20 protein-coding genes and 1 tRNA gene are annotated in these 18,226 nt (G+C 59.5%); 4 read left to right on the top strand and 17 right to left on the bottom strand.

All coding sequences use genetic code 11. The annotated features are described in order from the left end of the window. Positions 1 to 263: 263 nt before the first annotated feature. From FBZ99_RS27255 to tesB, 3 genes are all read right to left on the bottom strand, one after another. A complete protein-coding gene (locus FBZ99_RS27255; protein ID WP_113330874.1) occupies positions 264 to 1,631 on the bottom strand; it encodes an ammonium transporter in 1,368 nt (455 codons plus the stop codon). A gap of 27 nt (positions 1,632 to 1,658) precedes the next feature. Further along, positions 1,659 to 2,009 (bottom strand): P-II family nitrogen regulator, encoded by a 351-nt coding sequence (locus FBZ99_RS27250; RefSeq protein ID WP_015341499.1) that lies wholly within the window; start codon positions 2,007 to 2,009, stop codon positions 1,659 to 1,661. A 213-nt stretch (positions 2,010 to 2,222) separates the two neighbouring features. Then, on the bottom strand, positions 2,223 to 3,107 hold the full coding sequence (tesB, locus tag FBZ99_RS27245) for an acyl-CoA thioesterase II (protein ID WP_113352933.1): 885 nt from the start codon (positions 3,105 to 3,107) through the stop codon (positions 2,223 to 2,225). An 83-nt stretch (positions 3,108 to 3,190) separates the two neighbouring features. On the opposite strand from tesB, the gene FBZ99_RS27240 reads away from it, so the two are divergent. After that, positions 3,191 to 4,405 (top strand): ubiquinone biosynthesis hydroxylase, encoded by a 1,215-nt coding sequence (locus tag FBZ99_RS27240; protein ID WP_246661211.1) that lies wholly within the window; start codon positions 3,191 to 3,193, stop codon positions 4,403 to 4,405. A 120-nt stretch (positions 4,406 to 4,525) separates the two neighbouring features. On the opposite strand, the gene FBZ99_RS27235 is transcribed toward FBZ99_RS27240, so the two are convergent. The 5 genes from FBZ99_RS27235 to FBZ99_RS27215 all read right to left on the bottom strand — a co-directional run bounded on the left by FBZ99_RS27235 (position 4,526) and on the right by FBZ99_RS27215 (position 8,492). After that, positions 4,526 to 5,521: a hypothetical protein gene (locus FBZ99_RS27235; protein ID WP_145635948.1), complete on the bottom strand. Its 996-nt coding sequence runs from the start codon at positions 5,519 to 5,521 to the stop codon at positions 4,526 to 4,528. 220 nt (positions 5,522 to 5,741) lie between these two features. Further along, positions 5,742 to 5,930, bottom strand: a complete 189-nt coding sequence (locus FBZ99_RS27230; RefSeq protein ID WP_037154712.1) for a Trm112 family protein — start codon at positions 5,928 to 5,930, stop codon at positions 5,742 to 5,744. A 9-nt stretch (positions 5,931 to 5,939) separates the two neighbouring features. Further along, complete coding sequence (locus FBZ99_RS27225; protein ID WP_113330883.1) at positions 5,940 to 6,599, bottom strand: LON peptidase substrate-binding domain-containing protein; 660 nt, start codon at positions 6,597 to 6,599, stop codon at positions 5,940 to 5,942. 252 nt (positions 6,600 to 6,851) lie between these two features. Next, a complete protein-coding gene (gene trxA / locus FBZ99_RS27220) occupies positions 6,852 to 7,823 on the bottom strand; it encodes a thioredoxin (RefSeq protein ID WP_145635945.1) in 972 nt (323 codons plus the stop codon). 159 nt (positions 7,824 to 7,982) lie between these two features. After that, positions 7,983 to 8,492 (bottom strand): prolyl-tRNA synthetase associated domain-containing protein, encoded by a 510-nt coding sequence (locus FBZ99_RS27215; RefSeq protein ID WP_145635942.1) that lies wholly within the window; start codon positions 8,490 to 8,492, stop codon positions 7,983 to 7,985. 244 nt (positions 8,493 to 8,736) lie between these two features. Here FBZ99_RS27215 and FBZ99_RS27210 point away from each other — a divergent pair. Further along, a tRNA-Gly gene (locus FBZ99_RS27210) sits at positions 8,737 to 8,811 on the top strand. Positions 8,812 to 8,937: 126 nt separating this feature from the next. Here the strand turns inward: FBZ99_RS27210 and FBZ99_RS27205 are convergent. Next, the gene (locus FBZ99_RS27205; protein WP_145635939.1) at positions 8,938 to 9,552 is read right to left on the bottom strand and encodes a LysE family translocator; all 615 of its coding nucleotides are present in this window, start codon (positions 9,550 to 9,552) and stop codon (positions 8,938 to 8,940) included. 194 nt (positions 9,553 to 9,746) lie between these two features. Between FBZ99_RS27205 and FBZ99_RS27200 the strand changes: the two genes are divergently transcribed. After that, the gene (locus FBZ99_RS27200; protein ID WP_145635936.1) at positions 9,747 to 10,388 is read left to right on the top strand and encodes a DUF1007 family protein; all 642 of its coding nucleotides are present in this window, start codon (positions 9,747 to 9,749) and stop codon (positions 10,386 to 10,388) included. Positions 10,389 to 10,409: 21 nt separating this feature from the next. Here the strand turns inward: FBZ99_RS27200 and FBZ99_RS27195 are convergent, their stop codons facing one another. Next, positions 10,410 to 11,156: a phosphatase PAP2 family protein gene (locus FBZ99_RS27195; protein ID WP_145635933.1), complete on the bottom strand. Its 747-nt coding sequence runs from the start codon at positions 11,154 to 11,156 to the stop codon at positions 10,410 to 10,412. 402 nt (positions 11,157 to 11,558) lie between these two features. Between FBZ99_RS27195 and FBZ99_RS27190 the strand changes: the two genes are divergently transcribed. Further along, positions 11,559 to 12,407: a MipA/OmpV family protein gene (locus tag FBZ99_RS27190; protein WP_113352939.1), complete on the top strand. Its 849-nt coding sequence runs from the start codon at positions 11,559 to 11,561 to the stop codon at positions 12,405 to 12,407. On the opposite strand, the gene FBZ99_RS27185 is transcribed toward FBZ99_RS27190, so the two are convergent. Genes FBZ99_RS27185 through FBZ99_RS27155 form a run of 7 tightly spaced genes read right to left on the bottom strand, consistent with a single transcriptional unit; the run spans position 12,348 to position 18,225 of the window. Beyond that, complete coding sequence (locus FBZ99_RS27185; RefSeq protein WP_442966517.1) at positions 12,348 to 13,679, bottom strand: class I SAM-dependent methyltransferase; 1,332 nt, start codon at positions 13,677 to 13,679, stop codon at positions 12,348 to 12,350. The two genes, FBZ99_RS27190 and FBZ99_RS27185, sit on opposite strands and share 60 nt — an antisense overlap. An 8-nt stretch (positions 13,680 to 13,687) precedes the next feature. Further along, complete coding sequence (locus FBZ99_RS27180; protein ID WP_113389985.1) at positions 13,688 to 14,119, bottom strand: EamA family transporter; 432 nt, start codon at positions 14,117 to 14,119, stop codon at positions 13,688 to 13,690. Further along, entirely contained in the window at positions 14,119 to 15,267 is a 1,149-nt protein-coding gene (locus tag FBZ99_RS27175; protein ID WP_145635927.1) for a peptidogalycan biosysnthesis protein, read from the bottom strand. The genes FBZ99_RS27180 and FBZ99_RS27175 overlap by 1 nt, the downstream gene beginning before the upstream one ends. After that, positions 15,248 to 16,063 carry an alpha/beta hydrolase gene (locus FBZ99_RS27170; protein ID WP_113352943.1) on the bottom strand — a complete coding sequence of 272 codons (816 nt, stop codon included), beginning with the start codon at positions 16,061 to 16,063 and terminating at the stop codon, positions 15,248 to 15,250. Before FBZ99_RS27170 ends, FBZ99_RS27175 begins: the two co-directional genes overlap by 20 nt. Further along, positions 16,053 to 16,925 (bottom strand): fatty acid desaturase family protein, encoded by an 873-nt coding sequence (locus FBZ99_RS27165; RefSeq protein WP_145635924.1) that lies wholly within the window; start codon positions 16,923 to 16,925, stop codon positions 16,053 to 16,055. The genes FBZ99_RS27170 and FBZ99_RS27165 overlap by 11 nt, the downstream gene beginning before the upstream one ends. Continuing rightward, positions 16,922 to 17,275 (bottom strand): EamA family transporter, encoded by a 354-nt coding sequence (locus FBZ99_RS27160; protein ID WP_069614805.1) that lies wholly within the window; start codon positions 17,273 to 17,275, stop codon positions 16,922 to 16,924. The genes FBZ99_RS27165 and FBZ99_RS27160 overlap by 4 nt, the downstream gene beginning before the upstream one ends. Further along, positions 17,272 to 18,225 carry an arginase family protein gene (locus FBZ99_RS27155; RefSeq protein ID WP_113352945.1) on the bottom strand — a complete coding sequence of 318 codons (954 nt, stop codon included), beginning with the start codon at positions 18,223 to 18,225 and terminating at the stop codon, positions 17,272 to 17,274. The genes FBZ99_RS27160 and FBZ99_RS27155 overlap by 4 nt, the downstream gene beginning before the upstream one ends. Position 18,226: the final 1 nt, after the last annotated feature.

Genomic DNA, 18,226 nt, shown 5'->3' with positions numbered 1-18,226 from the left:
CCCGTTCCTGTCCAAAGCGCAAACGAATCGGTCCATGCCCACTCGCCGGCAGGTTAGCCATACCTAATCAGAGGAGGGTTAATGGCATGTTAACCATGCACGCCAACCTCATGAATCGCCTGTCGTCTGAAGAAAAATGGCTGTGCACGAACGAAAAGGGCCCGAACCAAGGTCCGGGCCAAGGGCGCCTATTTGCGATGAAATAGGACGCGACGGGATGTTGAGCGAAACCGGAGAGTTTGCTCCGGTTTCGCAAGCTCCGATCAGGAATTGTGGTAGGCGGCTTCGCCGTGCGAGGCGAGGTCGAGGCCTTCGCGTTCGGCTTCCGGAGCGACGCGCAGGCCGATGATGACGTCGACGACCTTGTAGAGGATAGCCGAGCCGATGCCGCACCACAGGATTGTCGTGACGACGGCGGTCAGCTGGACAACGACCTGGCTGCTCATCGTGACACCATCGGCATAGCCGACGCCGCCGAGCGAGGCGCTGGCGAAGATGCCGGTTGCGATGGCGCCGAAGATACCACCGATGCAGTGTACGCCGAAGACGTCAGCCGTATCGTCGTAACCGAACTTGTTCTTCACGACCGAGACGAAGAAGTAGCAGAGCGGTGAGACGATCAGGCCCATGACGATAGCGCCCATCGGACCGGCGATGCCGGCTGCAGGCGTGATGGCGACGAGGCCGGCAACCATGCCCGAAGCGCCACCGAGCATGGAAGCCTTGCCGCGGGTGAAGGTTTCGACCAGCGACCAGGAGATGATGGCGGCTGCCGTTGCGACGAAGGTGTTGACGGTTGCGAGCATCGCGCCGCCGGAAGCTTCGAGGTTGGAGCCGGCATTGAAGCCGAACCAGCCGACCCAGAGCATCGATGCGCCGACCATGGTGAGCGTCATGGAGTGCGGAGCCATCATGTCCTTGCCGAAGCCGACGCGCTTGCCGACGAGAATGGCGCCGACGATGCCTGCAATACCGGCATTGATGTGAACGACGGTGCCGCCGGCGAAGTCGAGTGCACCCATCTTGAAGAGCATGCCGTTGGAATCCCAGACCATGTGAGCGATCGGGAAGTAGACGAAGGTCGCCCACAGCGCGCAGAAGAGCACGGCTGCGCCGAACTTGATGCGCTCGGCGAAGGCGCCGATGATGAGCGCCGGCGTAATGGCGGCAAAGGTCATCTGGAACAGCATGAAGATGAATTCAGGGATGACCACGCCCTTGGTGAAGGTCGATGCCGTCGTCGAAGTCGAGACGCCCGACAGGAACATCTTGGCCGTGCCGCCCCAATAAGGGCTCGAACCGCCGCCGAAGGCGAAGGAATAGCCGTAGAGAACCCAAAGGATCATCACGACCGCGCCGATCATTGTGCACTGCATCAGAACCGAGAGCATGTTCTTGGCGCGGACGAGACCGCCGTAAAACAGCGCCAGACCCGGCACCAGCATGAAGAGCACGAGAATGGTGGAGATGAACATGAAGGCGGTGTCGCCCTTGTCCGGAACCGGTGCGGCGGCGGTCGCAGCGGCTGCAGCCGGAGCGGTCTCCTGCGCAAAGGCGATCGCCGGCGCAAGCAAGGCCGCAGAAAGCGCACCCACCCGTGTCAAGGCGGAGGAAAGCTTAGAAAATGACATGCAAATAACTCCCTGATCCGCCGTGTCTTACAGCGCTTCTGAATCGGTTTCGCCCGTACGGATGCGTACGGCATGGTCAATGGAATAGACAAAGATCTTGCCATCGCCGATCTGGCCGGTCTTGGCTGCCGACGCGATGGCCTCGACGGCCTTGTCAACGGTTTCGGATGCGACTGCGACCTCGATCTTCAGCTTCGGCAGGAAGCTGACGGCATATTCGGTGCCGCGATAAATCTCGGTATGCCCCTTCTGGCGCCCGTAACCCTTCACTTCGGTCACAGTCAGGCCCTGGATGCCGACAGCCGTGAGGGCCTCACGGACCTCATCGAGCTTGAACGGCTTGATAATGGCCATCACAATTTTCATCTGGTTTCCCATCCTTTGTTAGCCTCGGCACGGAGCCGACTCTCCTTGCCGCCGACGAGTGTTTCTGCAGCGACTGGCCATATACATTCAAAGGACGTGCCAGATTCGTGACACATTTATAACGTGTTGAAATAAAACAGTTTTATTGCACAGACCCAATAAAGCGGCATTTCTCATTGTGAGAGCCGCACAAATAAAGTGCAAATTTATAAATTTGCCACAAATTTAAGCATTTGCCTTTTTACGAATCAGCCCTTCCTGCGCTACCGACGCAATCAGGATACCGGATCGCGTAAACAGGCTGCCGCGGGTAAATCCGCGGGCGCCGGAGGCACTCGGGCTCTCCTGGCTGTAGAGCAGCCAGTCGTCGAGCTTGAAGGGACGATGGAACCACATGGCATGGTCGAGGCTCGCCACCTGGACGGTCGGATCCAGTACCGATGTGCCATGCGCATTCAGGGAAACATCGAGCAGCGTCATGTCGGAGAGATAGGCGAGCACGGCATTCTGGTAAAGCCGGTCATCCGGCACCGGCCCCGTGAGGCGAACCCAGATATTCTGCCGCTGGCTCGGCTGCGCGCGCGAGAAATAGCTCTCGATCGAAACGGGCCGGATCTCGATTGCCCGCTTGCGCTCCCAATAGCGGCGGACATTCTCCGGCGCGTGAGCAAGATAGCGCTGCTTCACCTGCTCCTCGTCCATCAGTTCTTCCGGCATCGGCACGTCGGGCATGTCGCCCTGATGATCGAAGCCTGGCTCGTCGACCTGGAAGGACGCCGTCAGCGCAAAGATCGCCTTGCCGTGCTGGATGGCCAGTACACGCCGCGTATTGAAGCTCGAACCGTCACGCAGGCGATCGACCTGATAGAGGATCGGAACCGAGGGATCGCCGGGCAGCATGAAATAGGCGTGCAGCGAATGCGCGAAGCGATCCCCATCCACCGTTCGCTGCGCCGCCATTAAGGCTTGGCCGATGACCTGCCCGCCGAAGACGCGCTGCCAGCCGACCTGCGGGCTATTGCCGCGAAACAGGTTCATCTCGATCGTTTCGAGATCCAGTGTCGCCAGTACGGTTTCCATCGGGGTGAGCTTCTCGGTCTCTCGCGACATTTTGCTTGAACTCCCATGGTAGGAACCGTCAACAGGATGCTCTATATAGAGCAGGACGTGACAGTAAGACACAGGGAAGCGCTATGTTGGACATGCTGGTAGTGGGTGGCGGATATGTGGGTCTTGCCGCAGCGGTCGCAGTCAAGCAGGCAGCCCCCCACCTCGATGTCATGATCGTGGAAGCCGCACCGGAATCCGCCTGGAAGAAGGATATGCGCGCATCGGCGATCATCGCCGCTGCCTCCAAGATGCTTGAAGTCCTCGGCGTCTGGAACGAGATCGCGCCGGAGGCCGAGCCGATCACCCGCATGATCGTCACCGATTCGCGCACAGGCGATCCCGTCCGCCCGGTCTTTCTCACCTTCGACGGCGAAGTGGCCGACGGCCAGCCCTTCGCACACATGGTGCCGAACCTCACCATGGTTGGCGCGCTCCGTGGCGCCTGCGAGCGTCTTGGCATTACGATCAAGCATGGCCTCAGCGCCACGGATTTCGTCACCGACGACAACAAGACCACGCTCACCCTTTCGGACGGCAGCACGCTCGAAACGCGGCTTCTGGTTGCCTGCGACGGCGTGCGCTCGAAGCTGCGCGACATGGCTGGGATCAAGACCGTCAATTGGGATTACGGCCAGTCCGGCATCGTCGTCACCGTCGAGCATGAGCGCCCGCATGGCGGCTGCGCCGAGGAGCATTTTCTGCCCTCCGGCCCCTTCGCCATCCTGCCCTTGAAGAACAACCGCTCCTCGCTCGTCTGGACGGAGCGCACCCCCGACGCCGAACGGCTCGTGGCTTCCGACGATCTCTTGTTCGAAGAGGAACTGGAGCGCCGCTTCGGCCACAAGCTCGGCGCACTGCGCACGATCGGCGAACGCCGCGCCTTCCCGCTCGGCCTGACGCTTGCCCGCGCTTTCGTCGCGCCGCGCTTTGCGCTGGCCGGCGATGCCGCCCACGGCATTCACCCGATCTCCGGCCAGGGCCTCAATCTCGGCTTCAAGGATGTGGCGGCCCTTGCCGAAACCATCGTCGAGGCCGACCGCCTCGGCCTCGATATCGGCTCGATCAACACCCTCGAACGCTACCAGACCTGGCGCCGCTTCGACACCTTCCGCATGGGGGTGACGACCGACGTGCTGAACCGGCTGTTTTCCAACGACAACACGCCGCTGCGCATCGCCCGCGACTTCGGACTAGGGATCGTCAACCGCCTGCCCAGCCTCAAATCCTTCTTCATCGGCCAGGCAGCGGGGACGACTGCAAGGAATAATCCGCGGCTGTTGGCTGGTGAGGCGATCTGAAGCGCAGCAAATTGGAAGAGGTGTAATTCGCCGCAGATGTCTGCGAATGGTCGGGAGAGGACCGGAAGGTTTCAGGCGCCAAATGTTTTGGAAAGCCGCCATTAATCTGCACTAGGCTGGCTACGCCAGCACTATGCCAGCCTTCTCCGCACAGTAGACTCGTTCGCGCGCCTGCTCGATGATTTGCCGATTGTAGCGGGCCAGCATTGGACGATTGTTCTTCGTCACCGTCACATTGATTGTGGCCTGGGACCGCTGCCGCCAAGCGGCTAAGGCACTCGCCCCAAATGCAGGCGCAGCGCGACCTTCGACCAAGGTCGCAGCGTCGGCGAAAACGTAGTCCGCGAAGGCGCTGGAACACAGATTGAAGGACATCGCCATGTGCGCGCCGTCTGGAATGGGCTGGCAGTAGCTTCGATCCGAAAGCAGGCAGACGTCTTGGTCGTAGATCCAGACAAAGGCTGCAGCCTGCGTGTCGCGCGCCTCAAATAGCGCCTTAATCATGCCTTCGAACAGGTTCGTCCGGTCATCCCCGATCTGCATCAACAGAACGAAGATCAGCCGGAGCCACTCGACATAGGTCTCCTGCGATACGTCGAGTTGCCGGCACAGGTGAGCCTGGTGCGGCTTCTGTCCGTTGACGATCCGTCGATAGACAGCTAACAGTTCCGGATCGGTCGGTTCGTACTGTCCAACGCCGGGAAAGCTGTTCAACACCTTCTGGATGCAGAAGGGATTGCGGATGAAGTTCAGCAGCTTTACGGCGAACAAGTCAATAAGCTCAGTCTTGATGTCCGTGCTGCCCGCTGCCAGCTTTTCGAGCAGGCCTTTGGTATGAATCTCGACCTTCGCTTCGTACTTGTGGAACAGCGCCTCGAGGTTCATGCGCAGCGGTCCGCCTCCCGGCACGTCGAAGCTGAAGAGGTCAAGCATCGACAAGGTCGATACGATCGCACGCCCGCGGGGGTTCTCCAGCTCAATCCTGGAAGCCTCTCGATCCGCGATGCGAAACGAGTAGATCCGGAAATTACCGCCGGTGCTGTTCGGGTTGCTCGCGTTGAGCCTCTGCTCAACCTGCGACACAAAGTGCTGATTGCGTGTCTCGTTACCGCGCATGCTCCGACGTCTGTCTCCCTCAATTAAATTGTGGTACGGCCACCACCGCAGTGGCGGCGCCGGGATCGCGCGCCAATATGCCTAATTCGCCTCAAAGGCAGCTAAGGCGCTTGGCGCGCGCCACTTTGTCTGACCGCCTTGGAGACGCAAAGTCGCCATTCCATTGATCTCTGAGAGAAACGGCCGGCCTCTACTCCACAGTACCAGAGGGGCACGGTCCTCAATCCTCGATACGTCTTGCCTCCGAAATCAGCATGATCGGAATGCCGTCGCGGATCGGATAGGCGAGACGCGCCTTTTCCGAGATCAGCTCGTTCTTTTCCCGGTCGTAGCTCAGCCGCCCCTTGGTCAGCGGGCAGACGAGAAGATCGAGCAGTTTCGGGTCGACCTTGCTGACGGTGACATCCATCTGAAACTCCTACTGCAGCAGGGAATCGGTGTCGCCGGAGCCGGCGAGCACGATCTTGACGATGGCGATGAAGGTTTCTGCCCGGGTCTTCAGGTCGGGCGCCTCGAGAAGGGCCTGTTTCTCGGCCGGATCGAAGGGCGCCATCATCGATAGCGAATTGACCAACATCATGTTGTCGGCCCGCTCGACGCTTTCCCAATCCGCCTCCAGCCTGTTGGCCTCCAGATAGGCACGGAAAGCCGAAAGCAGTGCCGGGCGATCGACCGTGCCTTCCTCATGATGGGATTTCAGGTCGGAGATAAAAGGGGTGATGCGGAATGTGCGATAGGGCTGGTGGGCAGTGATTTCATCCATCAGCCGGAAACGGCATATGCCCGTCAGTGCGGCAATATAACGCCCATCGCCGGTCTCCGAGAGGGAGGTAATACGTCCGAGGCAGCCGACATGCGCCAGATTGGACGAATCCGGCGGCTCTCCCAGCGCCGGCTGGATCATGCCGATCAAACGATTTCCGGCGATCGCCGCATCGAACATGGCGAGATAGCGCGGCTCGAAGACATTGAGCGGCAGTTGCGCCCCGGGCAGCAGCAGCGCGCCGGATAAGGGAAAGACGACCACCGATTCGGGCAGATCGCCCGGCTTCAGATATCTCGCATTGCCGACTTGCATCTTTTCCATCCCGCTAGATCGCCCCGACGCGCTGCGCGCCGCAGTGGGCCGCGCAGGAACGACACACATTCGCGGTCATCGCCCCTTTTCGCGCCGCGTCACCGACAATGTGAGCCCGTCTGCCGAAAACACAAGAGCATTTTCGATGAAAACGCCGATGGGAGTCGTTTGCCGGATACATAGGACGGCCTCTAACAAGCGATCGCCCGGAAGGTTCCGCGCGATCGCCATGCCCGTAGGACAACCGACCCGTTATGAAAACAGAATGGAGGAAAGCTTGCGCCGCGCCGCGATCGTGGCGGGATCCTTGGCACCCCATACCTCGAAGAATTCCAAAAGCTGGCGGCGCGCGCCGTCATCGTCGTAGCTGCGGTCCTTGCGCATGACGGTCAGAAGATGCTCGGCCGCCTCCTCGCGCTTGCCTTCGACATTGCGGATCTTGGCGAGCTTGATGCGCTGCTCGTGATTGTCGGGATTGGATACCAGCTCCCGTTCGATCGCCACGGGATCGCCGAGCTTGCGGGCTTCGTCGATCTGGTCGAGCTTCTTGACCACGGCCTGGATACCGGCATCGTTGGCGAGCGTCTCCGGCAGATCGGCCAGCGCCTCGCGGGCGCGCTGGCTCTGGCCGGCGGCGATCATGCATTCGGCCATGCCGGCGAGCGCCTTGGCATTTTCCGGGTCCGCCTGCAGCACCGCGCCAAAAAGCTCGGCCGCGCCATTGACGTCGCCGGCGACAAGCAGGCCGCTTGCCTCTTCCAGAACGGCAGCAATCTCGGCTGCCGGATCGTCGCCGCCAGCGGGACCGCCGAGGCGATCGATGAACTGGCGAACTTGGCTTTCCGGCACCGCACCCATGAAGCCATCGGCCGGGCGGCCGTTGACGAAAGCGATGACGGCCGGGATCGACTGGATGCCGAGCTGGCCGGCGATCGAGGGATGATCGTCGATATTCATCTTGACCAGCTTGACGCGGCCCTTCACCTCGGTGACGACCTTTTCGAGCACCGGCGTCAGCTGCTTGCACGGGCCGCACCAGGGCGCCCAGAAATCGACCAGCACCGGCTGGTTGCGCGATTCCTCGATAACGTCCTTGGCGAAGGTCGCTGTCGTCGTATCCTTGATCGGCGAAGCGCCGCCAGCGGCTGGCGTGGCGCCGAAGGATGCCGAGGCCGACATCTGCCCGCCGAAGGAAGCGTTATAGGGATTGTTCGAACCGCTCATGAGTGTCTCCCGCCTGCCGGCATCCTTGATTTTGTGAGAAGCATGATCTCCAGACGAGACGACGAGGTTCGCCTGCCAGCACGCTCCATGAAGTGGCCAAAGCGACCGGACAATCCGAAGAGAAGCCGACCGCTATAATCTTAGCGCTAAAATCGTACGTTAGCTCGTCACTTTCAAGACTAGCGGCGTATGACCCGTCGCCTCCATAAAGCGCAGGAGATCACCGCTGGCAATCGACGTCGTCGCATCGTTCGACAAGGGATGGCAATTGACGATGTCATGCGCCATCAGCTCGGAATCGAGAACGAAGGTGACATTGTTGGCGATGTCGTTGATCGCGCCGAAGGCCGTGACGGAGCCCGGGATGACGCCAAGATATTCCATCAGCTTTTCCGGCTTGCCGAAGGACACCTTGCTGGCCGCACCGATCAGCGTGTGCACGGTCTTCAGGTCGACCGTCGCGTTTTCCTCGACGGTCAGCAGGAAGAAATTGTCCTTCTTGTCCTTCACGAAGAGGTTTTTCGTATGGCCGCCCGGAATTTCGTCGCGCAGCGATACCGATTCGGCGACGGTGAAGACCGGAGCATGATCCTTGGTCGTATGGCTGATACCGAGCCCATCCAGGAATCGGAAAAGATCGTCGCGGTTTTTCGGGCTGGTCTCGGTCATGGCGTCTCGCAATCGAAAATGGTTCGCCCCTGATACGTCGCCCACAATTTCATTGCAATCTTCGAGACGACAAAGCCCGGCGTTTCCGGGCTTTCCAATGGTTCGCGAAAAGAAGATGCAATTTTTCTTCGCGAACTCGTCATTTCCCTGTTGCATTTGAAAAATGGTTAGGCCATATAGCGCCCGTCGCCGCAAGACGACGCCCAGCGGTCCAACACACTACCCCGGATCGCGACGGGAATGAGCGGGTGTAGCTCAGGGGTAGAGCACAACCTTGCCAAGGTTGGGGTCGAGGGTTCGAATCCCTTCGCCCGCTCCAGTTTTCAAATTTTCCTATGGAATAAAGACGCTACGGCTTGGCCGTAAGAGCGCCTTTCCGACTGGAAGGCGCATTTTTCACGCGCCTGTTTTCTTTTCCTCTCGCGCTCCGCGCAATGCGCTCGTGCTAGTTACGAACCGCGATCGTCGCGGCAGCACTTCCCATGCAGAAGGCTGCGCCGCGATTCATCAGGCGCATCGCCCGAGGCGATTGCAGGGACCGGCGCGTCTTCGCTCCAAGAATAGCGAAAGGGAACTGCACGGCGGTCAGGATGACGGCGGTTATCGCCAGAAGAATCGGAACGTCGGTGGCCGATAGCGCCCGGATGTCCACGACCGTCGGCAGGATGGAGATATAGAACAGGATCGATTTGGGATTGCCGAGCGTGACCAGAACGCCCGAAATGAATGCATTTGCGCCACTCCCCGGCTGGGCCACATGGCTTTCATCGAAGGTCTCGCCGGATCGCCAGAATTGCACAGCCAGCCAGCAAAGATAGGCGACGCCTGCCCATTTGATCGCAATCAGCAAATAGCTGAAGGTTTCCGCGATGAACGCCAATCCGGCAAGAACCGCGGCGAGGTACAATACGTCGCCGAACACCATACCGGCCGTCATCCATGCTGCACACCGATAGCCGCTCTTCAAAGCTTGCGCCACGATGGCAACGATTTGCGGACCCGGAATGATTGCTGCAATCGCCAGCGCACTGGAATATGCGATGAATCCCGACTGAGTCATTTGCTTTCCCGTTCCTCTTCGATGCCGGAAACCGATTTTAACTCTTAATTCGTAAACATGCTCAGAGATGGCGGCAAGCATGTTTCTCCCCTCACCCACCTTCGCTCGGCGGCCGAAGCGCGGGTCTCAAATCAGTCTCATTTGACGTTCAGGTCTGAGCATCGGATGGGCCTATGGAACTTGGTATTGCACGCATGAAAAGAAAAACTTCCCTGCTGATGGCGATACTGTCGCTTCTGCCCGTTCCCGCGCTTGCCCATCCGCATATCTTCATCGACGCCAAGTTCGAGGTCGTCTCGGCGCCTGACGGCTCCATCAGCGAGCTGCGCAATGTCTGGAGCTTCGACGAAGTGTTCACCTCTTCCGTCCTTATGGATTACGGCAAGAGCGGCGACCAAGCTTTGAGCGCAACCGAGCTCAAGGCGGTGGGAAAGACGGTTCGGGATTCGCTGGCGCAGTATGACTACTACACGAACGTCACCAGCAACGGCAAAACAGTGCCGATGGCCAAGCCGGATGCGATCCAGGCGGACTACAAGAATGGTTCGCTGACGCTGACCTTTTCGCTGAAGCCGGAGCAGAAGACCTTCCTCAAGGGAACCACCATCTTCGGGATCTACGACAAGACGCTCTATACGGCGGTCGATTTCGCCACCGACAACGATTTGAGCACATTGGGACCGGCCTTCGGCCGCTGCAAGCGCAAGGTCATCAGACCCAATCCCAAGGAAGTCATGGCGGAAAACCAGGCCGCGCTGACAAGCATGTTCTTCAGCGATCCGAAGGGCACGGACTACTCGCTGCTGGTGGCGACGCGGCTCGAAGTCCAGTGCTGATCCTGCCAAGGACACCTTCCCTCATTTGAAAGGCGGACCGTCGTCTTCGGAAGGCCTCTTGCCGCTTACGGCAGGCGATATATAGCGGCGGGCGATGATCCAGCAGGCGAGCGCCCAGCTCGCGCCGGCACACCAGCCGCCGAGGACGTCGGTCGGGTAATGCACGCCGAGATAGATCCGGCTCGCGCCGATCATCAATGTCAGCAGGATGCCGGCCGCGACGGTGAAGACCCGCGTCGAGCGATAGCTTCGCGTGCCCGAGATCAGCGCGGCAAGGGTCAGATAGGTCACGGCGGACACCATCGCATGGCCGCTCGGAAAGCTTAGATCGTGAACCTCGACCAGATGCGGCACGATATCGGGCCGCGCCCGCGCGACACCGACCTTCAAGGCTGTGCTCAGCGCCCATCCGCCCAGCACCGAAGCGAGGACAAAGATGGCGATGGCGCGCTGCCGGTCGAGCAACAGATAGATCGTCACCAGTGCCGTCATCAGCGCAAGCACAGTCGTTCCGCCGAGGCTTGTTATGTCCTTGACCGCATGGGTCAGCCAACCCGGACCGATCGGCACAGAGAGATCGCCGGGCTGACGAAGCGCCAGCAGGATCGCCTCGTCGAATCCCTTCGTGCTGCCTTCGAGCACCTCTCCTGTGAGATAGATGAAAAGAAGAATTCCGCCCGAAAGCGCGGCGAACATTACAAGCAGCAAGGGCTCATAGCGGTTCAACCATCCAGGAATACCCGATGTGCCTAACGGCCGATCCTTCATGCGCTAAAACCCGCCTTGCCTGCTCTCATATCGTTTCGTCCACGAACAAAGCCCGGACAAACCCTATCTAGGAATAAAATGCGCGGGTTCCAATCGATCAAAGCCGCGATGATATGTTCGGTGCCGCAGGCGCTTCAGGTTCGTGAAATAAACTGTCTCTATCTTGACGCGAATTTGCTGCAGCCGGCGCAGGGAGGATGTGGTCGGCGTCGTTTCCTGCTCAAGGATCACGATAAAGGATACCGTCAATGAACCAGACCAGCATCGCCTCCACGAGCCGTGCAAAAGGCAATTCGGCAACAGGTTAGACGACGTGTTTGCTTTCGAACTTTCCGCTATTTTCCAGGCCGCGAGCTGTGCTAGTAGTGCTGCAGGGGCGATCAGGCATCAGGTGTTTTCAGAGTGTTAAATGTTGGGACATCTTTCTCCGCCCGGCTGTCTGCGCTGGCCGGAACGGGGCTGCTGGCAGCGTCTATTGTCGGCATGTTTCCCGCCTCATCCAGGGCGGACGATGCAGCCAAATCCTCATCCGATACCTGGGTCGTGACGCTTGGCGCAACCGTGGAATATGGCCCGAGCTATGAGGGATCGAAGCATTATACCTTCGGTGCCCTGCCGTCCTTCGATATTCACCGTTTGGGTGAGGCGCAGGAATACAGTGCCCCGGACGACAATTTCGATTACCAGCTCTTCGATCTCGGAGGCCTCGAAATCGGCCCTGTGGTCGGCTTGAGAGACGATCGCTTCGATCTCAATGATTTGCATCTGCAAAGCCAGCGCAAGGTGCGCTGGAATTTCGATGCGGGCGGCTTCGCCCAATATTGGCTCATGGATAATCGGCTCCGCTTCCGCACGGAGATCCGCCAGTCGCTTTGGGGCGGCGATGGACTGGTCGGCGATTTCGCCCTCGATTGGTTCCAGCCGCTCGGAGACAAATGGCTATTGTCCGCCGGCCCTCGCCTGTCGATGGCAAATTCGGTCTATATGCGCACCAACTTCGGCATCTCGGAAAGTGAAGCCGCGAGGCATGGCCATATCAATGCCTTCGATGCCGGTGCCGGCGTGAAATCGGTCGGCTTCACCGTGGCTGCGACCTATACGATCTCGCCGGAATGGAGCGTACAGGTTTACGGAAAATATAACCGTCTGGTGGGCGATGCGGCCGACAGCCCGATCACCTCGCGCTTCGGCTCACCCGACCAGAACATCATCGGCTTTACGCTCAATAGAACCTTCAACGTCAAGTTTTGAAGCGCTGCGCGCTTCATTCTCGGCGATATAATTGCGCGTCAGCGGAATGATGTCATTTCGCTTGGCGATCTGGATCTGGAAGACGACGAGATCCTCGTAGCGGAAGGCGGCCTCCGCCGTCGAAAGATAATATTCCCACATACGGCAGAAGCGCTCGTCGTAGAGCTTGGCGGCTTCATCCCAGCGCGCCATGAAACGCTCCCGCCATGCCTCCAGCGTCTTGGCATAGTGCAGCCGCAGCACCTCGACATCGGTGATGGCAAGCCCCGCCGCCTCGATCTCCGGCACGATCTCCGACAGGGCCGGAATATAACCGCCTGGAAAGATGTATTTGTCGAGCCACGGCGTGGTGAAGCCCGGTGTCGCCGAACAGCCGATAGTGTGCAGCACCATGATGCCGTCATCCTCCAGCAGCTCAGCACACTTGCGGAAGAAGGTGCGATAGGACGCAAGCCCGACATGCTCGAACATGCCGACGGAAACGATCCTGTCGAAGCGGCCGGTCAGGCTGCGATAGTCCCTCAGCGCAAATTGCACCTCAGCCGGCGTTCCCCTGGCCCTGTCGGCAACCCGCTTGGAGGCATAGTCGTGCTGCTCCTCTGACAGGGTCACGCCGAGCACGTAACCGCCCGGCGCATGTTCGGCCATATGCAGCGCGAGGCCGCCCCAGCCGCAGCCGATATCGAGGATGCTGTTGTTCGGCTCGATCAAAAGCTTGGCGGCGAGATGCCGCTTCTTGGCGATCTGCGCGTCGTCAAGCGATTGGTCGGCATGCTCGAAATAGGCGCAGGAATATTGCCGGTCCGGATCGAGGAAGAGCTCGTAGAGCCGGCCGTCGAGATCGTAATGATGGGCGACATTGGCTTTCGAGCGCCCGGGCAGGTTACGATGGCGGAAGATCCTGAGCTTGGTCCGGATATGATCGATGATGCGGGCAATAAGGGGGTGGGTGCTGTTCTGCCCCTCACGCAGCATCATCGCCACGAAATCGTAAAGCGTGCCGCATTCGACAATAAAGCGACCATCCATATAGAGTTCGCCCAGCCGCTTATCGGCGTCGATGAGGAGTGCCCATTCAGCACGGTCATCGGTGAAACGGAAATGGACCGGCGCACCCGTGCCGTCGCCGAAGGTCAGCACACGGCCGCTGGCCGTCGTCACGGTCAGCGCGCCCCGCGTGACGATGGAGGAAAGTCCACGCTTCAGGCACCAGTCGACAAGGCTGGAGAAAATGGCGGGGGTTTTGCCCTTGGGGCGGTTGTCAGCTTGCATGTTGGACATCACCTATCCTTGCCGGTCCCCGTACGCAGTTCCTCCTGCTTCGGCTCCAATTCCTCATGATGCTCCTCCGTCTCGACACCGGCGCCTGCAATCAGCCAGACGCCCGTCAGGATCAAGCCGCTGCCGACCATCTGCAGGGCGACCACCCGCTCGCCGAAGACGAACCAGCCGGTCGCGACGATCAGCACATAGCTGATGCCCGTCAGCGGAAAGGCACGGCTTAGATCGAGCTCAGCCAGCACATTCATCCAGATGAAGAAGCCGACGATCTCGATGGCGATAGCCACCAATATCCATGGAGAGGAGAGAGCCTGCCACAGCCATGCCTGCATGCCTTCATCGTGCAATTGCCCGGCACCGAGCTTGATGAGGACTTGGTACAGGGTGCTCAACACCGGCACGGCAAGCCAGAAAAACCGCATATTGGGCATTACGCATCCGCCTCGTCTGTCGAGAACAGCGGCGATACCAGTCGCAGCACACTCTGAAGCAAGGGATTGCGATGGTGAAAATACATCGCATTGGCGGTCAGCCTGCTGCCGAGGCGCACCTTGTTTGCATAGTGAGCCTGCCCGCTCTGATAACGACCCAGGCCGTTCTCCAGGCAGTAACGCAGATTGGTAAACCAGCTGATGAAATAGAGATTATAGGGCCGGCCCTTTTCCCCATCCATGCAGAAGAACTTGTCGATAGCCACGCGCTCGTTATGCACGATCAGATTGGCGGCAAGCAGCTTGTCCTCGACGAAATAGAAGGCGCAGAAAGATCGGCCGGGCATATGGGCGAGAATGCCCTGGAAATAGGCAGGAGTCAGCTCCTCGAACTGCCATTCGCTGCGATTGCGCGTATCATGATAGAGCGCCATCACCTGAGGCAGGAACTCGCCGAAATCCGTCCGCATCTCCACCCTGACCTGGTCGAAGGATTTCATCTTGCGGCGCATATCCTTGCGGGTGCCAGCCGAAAGCCTGGCGAGATATTCGTCGATCGTCTTGAAATCGATGTCGAGCCACGCCGTCGGAAGAGCGCCGATCGAGGCATAGCCGCGCGCGGCAAACAGATCGCCGAACTCGGCCGAAGCCTGCTCCGGGATATCCTTGAGACCGATCAGCGCACACCGCTCCGTCACGGCAACCTGCTCGAAGAAGGACAACATCTCCGTCAGCAGGACGCGACGACGCTCCTGCGGGATGTCGGGATGAAAGCCGATCGCACCGGTCTCGGTGCAGGGCGATCCTAAACATGCAAGGCGCAGCTTCAGAAAACCTGGAAAATATCGCTGCACCCTGCGCACGGACCGGCGCAGGAATCCCTCATCCAGCGTCGTATCGAGAGCGTAGAGGCAGACAAAGGCCGGCATGGCGACGCTCACGCGCCCACCCTCCGTAACGGTAATATAGCGCCATTCGAACCCTTCGAGGCCGGCTTCCTCGATCGCCAGCAGGCAATCATAATCCTCGACGTCATTCGGGAAGCATGCATTCCATGCGTCGCGGCCGATAGCGCGGATGCTGAAGTGAACTTCGGCCACCGGGTCACCAATCGACTGCGGTACGATTTTAAGCAGCGGCTGCGACATGACGCGCCTCGAAGAAGTCGGCCGTGAAATCGGCCACCTGCCGATGCTGCCGGTCGACATGGATCATATGATAGCTGTCCGTGATCCATTTCAGCTCATGCGGAGCACCGATATGCTCGGAAATATAGCGGGCATGCTTCGGGCTGGCGAGATCATCGTCCTCGGCATGCAGGATCAGCGTCGGCGTCTGCATCTGCGGCAGCAGGCTGCGAAGCGTCTTACCCAGCCGATGCATCTCGACCAGGCCCTTGCCGGGGAATTTTTCCAGAACCCCTTCGCTCGCCATGCCTTCGATCAGCCGGCGCATGCGCTCGTCCTTGATCCCGAGCGAGGTGGTCTCGCTGAAGCTCAGCCGGTCGAGGAACGGAACGCGCGACAGCCAGCCGATCTGCGAGGCCAGCAGCGGATAGTAGAAGGGAACGTCCCAGCCGTCATAACTGAAGCAAGGCGAATAGATCGCCACCGCACTGATGGTCTTCTTCTGCTGTTCGGCGGCCAGCATTGCCAGCTTGCCGCCGACGCAGATGCCGGCAGCAAAGACCTCCTGCGTTCTGGAGGCCAGCAGCTCCGATGCTTCGACGACAGAGGCGAGCCAGTCTTCCCAGCGGGTCTGGCGCAACGTCTTTGCATCGACGCCGTGGCCCGCCAGCAGCGGCGCATAGATGCTGTAGCCCCTGCGGTTGAGATGCCGAGCCACTAGTTTCATTTCGGCAGGCGCGCCCGTCAGTCCGTGGACCAGAAGGACGCCCTTGCCATTTGAGCCCTCCATGAAGAAGCTCAATTCATCAGCTTTCATGAGATAGCTCCGACTGCCGGTTTTCCTTGGCCATGAAGCCAAGCGCATGGCAGGTGCTGATCACATGCGTCCCGTTCTTTTCCTGCTCTTCCTTGATTTGCTCGTGCAGCGCCTGCAGCTTCGTCCAGTGGGTGCGGGGACGATAATGGTGCTCGGCATGATAGCCATTGCCGAACCAGAGCCAGTTGTAGAAAGGCTTGTGACTCGAAACGCCCCAGGCAATCGGCTCGTCCGGATCGCCGTTCAGATGCTCGTAATAGCCGTTCAGCGACGACAGGCAATTGCCGATATAGTAGAACGGCACGAAGAACAGCACCGCCTTCCAATCGTAGATCAGCGCGACCGCGGCAAGCCCCAAGAAGAAATAGAGCTCGAAACGCCCCCAAGCCGCATCGAAGGGGCGGTTGCGGGCAATCGCCTTGTGAATGTCGCCAAGGCTGTCCCGGAAGAAGCTCAGGAACGTATAGGACCAGACGTTTTCCGGTTGGCCGTCGCGGCCATAGCGATAGATCGAGAGCATGTCGATCGTCTCGCCCTTTTCATTCGGACGGTCGCTGTTGCCCGAATGATGGCGCATATGCACCCAATGATAATAGGTCTGCGAAAAGCCGATCGCGACCGACTCCAGGAGACTGAAGCTGTAGTTCATCCAGCGCGGCTTGAAATAGGGCGTGTGGATGAAATTATGCGATATGCTGTTGATGTTCCAGGAGATTGAAACGGCATAAAGACAGCCAAGAATGGCCGAGAGCCAAAGTGGCCGGCTTTCGAAGCCGACAATCAGATAGACGTCGAAGGCGAGATGGGCGACGGCGGCAAGCACCGGTGCCAGATCCCATCGGGTGTGCGCAAAGATTTTCATAGTCCTGTAACTCCCACGCAAACCACACCGGCGGTGACGAGAAACACGCCCGTCGCGTGGCGCAGGTTGATGTTTTCCTTGAAGATGACGGCGCCGGCGAGCACGATGACGACATAGCTCATCGCCATCAGCGGAAAGGCGATGGTCAGTGGCACGTGCTCCAGAACGGCCGTCCAGGCGAAAAGCTCCACGGCCCAGAGCAGAATGCCGAGCCAGGTGACCGGTTTTGCCAGTGCCTTAAAGGGGGCGTTCTCACTGGCGGATTGCTTGAAGCAGACTTCGCGGGCGGTTTCCGCGACTACGCAGAACAGGATGAGCCCAAGCATGGGAAGTGTCAGGCTGCCAGTCATTGCATATACTCCGCCAGCACCTCCAGCAGGGCATGATTGGCCGCGCTGTTGATGTTTCTCATTGTTTCGGCACCCTGCCGCATACGCGGCTGATCGATGAAGATCTCCGCGCGCTTCATGAACTGTGTCCGAAGGCTGCCAGCATAACTCGGGGTCGAATAATCCCCGATGACATCGGCGCCGATAATGCGGTGACGGCTGCCGATTTCGCTGATGAGGGAGAGGAGATAGGGCAACCGCATGCGGCCCTGATCCCAATTGGTAACGGCATCGTCGGCAGCCAGCACGTCCTTATCGATCGTCACGTAGACCGCCTCGGTGCGAATGCGGCTGAGCATATGATCGATGAAATTTTCCTCGCCGATTTCGGCGATCGATTTCCAGTGCAGCGCACCTCTTTCCTGTCGGTAGCTGGCACCGGTGCCGTAATCGGCCAGTACACGGCTCGGCGGATGTTCGTAAGGATAGAGTTCCAGCTTGCCGTCGGCGAGCCAATGCAGGTTGGCCCCCTTGCGCTCGGGGCTGCGAAGATCATGACTGCAGACGCCGATCGTAATGACCTTCTGGATGCAGGGATTGGCAAGGGCGCGATTGACCCAGGAGCCGCAATGCATGCCGCCGTCGAACTTGACCCAATCCGGATGATTGTCGAAATGGATCAGTGTGGCCGCACCGGATTGTCGCTCGAGTGCGCCATCGAGCAGCAAGGCCGTGACATGGTGGAAATCGCCGGAGCCCATGAAGCACAATTGCGGGTCCTTGCCGGTCGTCGGTCTGTTCTTGACGATCTCGCGACTGAGATCATCAAGGGCGCTCTGTTTGCTCCACAGCCGAACCTGTTGCCCCGCATTCTTGCCGAAATACTGGTGCGCGCCGGCAAATTTGCAGGCGCGCACAAAGTCAGGCTGCAACTCCAAAGCATCATCGAGATGAAGAAGCAGCAGTTGCACC

The organism is Rhizobium sp. ERR 1071, assembly GCF_007828675.1.
Classification (GTDB): domain Bacteria; phylum Pseudomonadota; class Alphaproteobacteria; order Rhizobiales; family Rhizobiaceae; genus Rhizobium; species Rhizobium dioscoreae.
This window is presented reverse-complemented; position numbering and strand designations above follow the sequence as displayed.

What these genes read in the sequence shown, in the direction of transcription:
- FBZ99_RS27160 (WP_069614805.1), bottom strand. Translation starts at nt 17,275, where the DNA reads ATGACTGGCAGCCTGACACTTCCCATGCTTGGGCTCATCCTGTTCTGC.
- FBZ99_RS27255 (WP_113330874.1), bottom strand. Translation starts at nt 1,631, where the DNA reads ATGTCATTTTCTAAGCTTTCCTCCGCCTTGACACGGGTGGGTGCGCTT.
- FBZ99_RS27205 (WP_145635939.1), bottom strand. Translation starts at nt 9,552, where the DNA reads ATGACTCAGTCGGGATTCATCGCATATTCCAGTGCGCTGGCGATTGCA.
- FBZ99_RS27170 (WP_113352943.1), bottom strand. Translation starts at nt 16,063, where the DNA reads ATGAAAGCTGATGAATTGAGCTTCTTCATGGAGGGCTCAAATGGCAAG.
- FBZ99_RS27235 (WP_145635948.1), bottom strand. Translation starts at nt 5,521, where the DNA reads ATGCGCGGTAACGAGACACGCAATCAGCACTTTGTGTCGCAGGTTGAG.
- trxA (WP_145635945.1), bottom strand. Translation starts at nt 7,823, where the DNA reads ATGAGCGGTTCGAACAATCCCTATAACGCTTCCTTCGGCGGGCAGATG.
- FBZ99_RS27240 (WP_246661211.1), top strand. Translation starts at nt 3,191, where the DNA reads ATGTTGGACATGCTGGTAGTGGGTGGCGGATATGTGGGTCTTGCCGCA.
- tesB (WP_113352933.1), bottom strand. Translation starts at nt 3,107, where the DNA reads ATGTCGCGAGAGACCGAGAAGCTCACCCCGATGGAAACCGTACTGGCG.
- FBZ99_RS27195 (WP_145635933.1), bottom strand. Translation starts at nt 11,156, where the DNA reads ATGAAGGATCGGCCGTTAGGCACATCGGGTATTCCTGGATGGTTGAAC.
- FBZ99_RS27215 (WP_145635942.1), bottom strand. Translation starts at nt 8,492, where the DNA reads ATGACCGAGACCAGCCCGAAAAACCGCGACGATCTTTTCCGATTCCTG.
- FBZ99_RS27180 (WP_113389985.1), bottom strand. Translation starts at nt 14,119, where the DNA reads ATGCCCAATATGCGGTTTTTCTGGCTTGCCGTGCCGGTGTTGAGCACC.
- FBZ99_RS27230 (WP_037154712.1), bottom strand. Translation starts at nt 5,930, where the DNA reads ATGGATGTCACCGTCAGCAAGGTCGACCCGAAACTGCTCGATCTTCTC.
- FBZ99_RS27185 (WP_442966517.1), bottom strand. Translation starts at nt 13,679, where the DNA reads ATGCAAGCTGACAACCGCCCCAAGGGCAAAACCCCCGCCATTTTCTCC.
- FBZ99_RS27250 (WP_015341499.1), bottom strand. Translation starts at nt 2,009, where the DNA reads ATGGGAAACCAGATGAAAATTGTGATGGCCATTATCAAGCCGTTCAAG.
- FBZ99_RS27175 (WP_145635927.1), bottom strand. Translation starts at nt 15,267, where the DNA reads ATGTCGCAGCCGCTGCTTAAAATCGTACCGCAGTCGATTGGTGACCCG.
- FBZ99_RS27200 (WP_145635936.1), top strand. Translation starts at nt 9,747, where the DNA reads ATGAAAAGAAAAACTTCCCTGCTGATGGCGATACTGTCGCTTCTGCCC.
- FBZ99_RS27225 (WP_113330883.1), bottom strand. Translation starts at nt 6,599, where the DNA reads ATGCAAGTCGGCAATGCGAGATATCTGAAGCCGGGCGATCTGCCCGAA.
- FBZ99_RS27165 (WP_145635924.1), bottom strand. Translation starts at nt 16,925, where the DNA reads ATGAAAATCTTTGCGCACACCCGATGGGATCTGGCACCGGTGCTTGCC.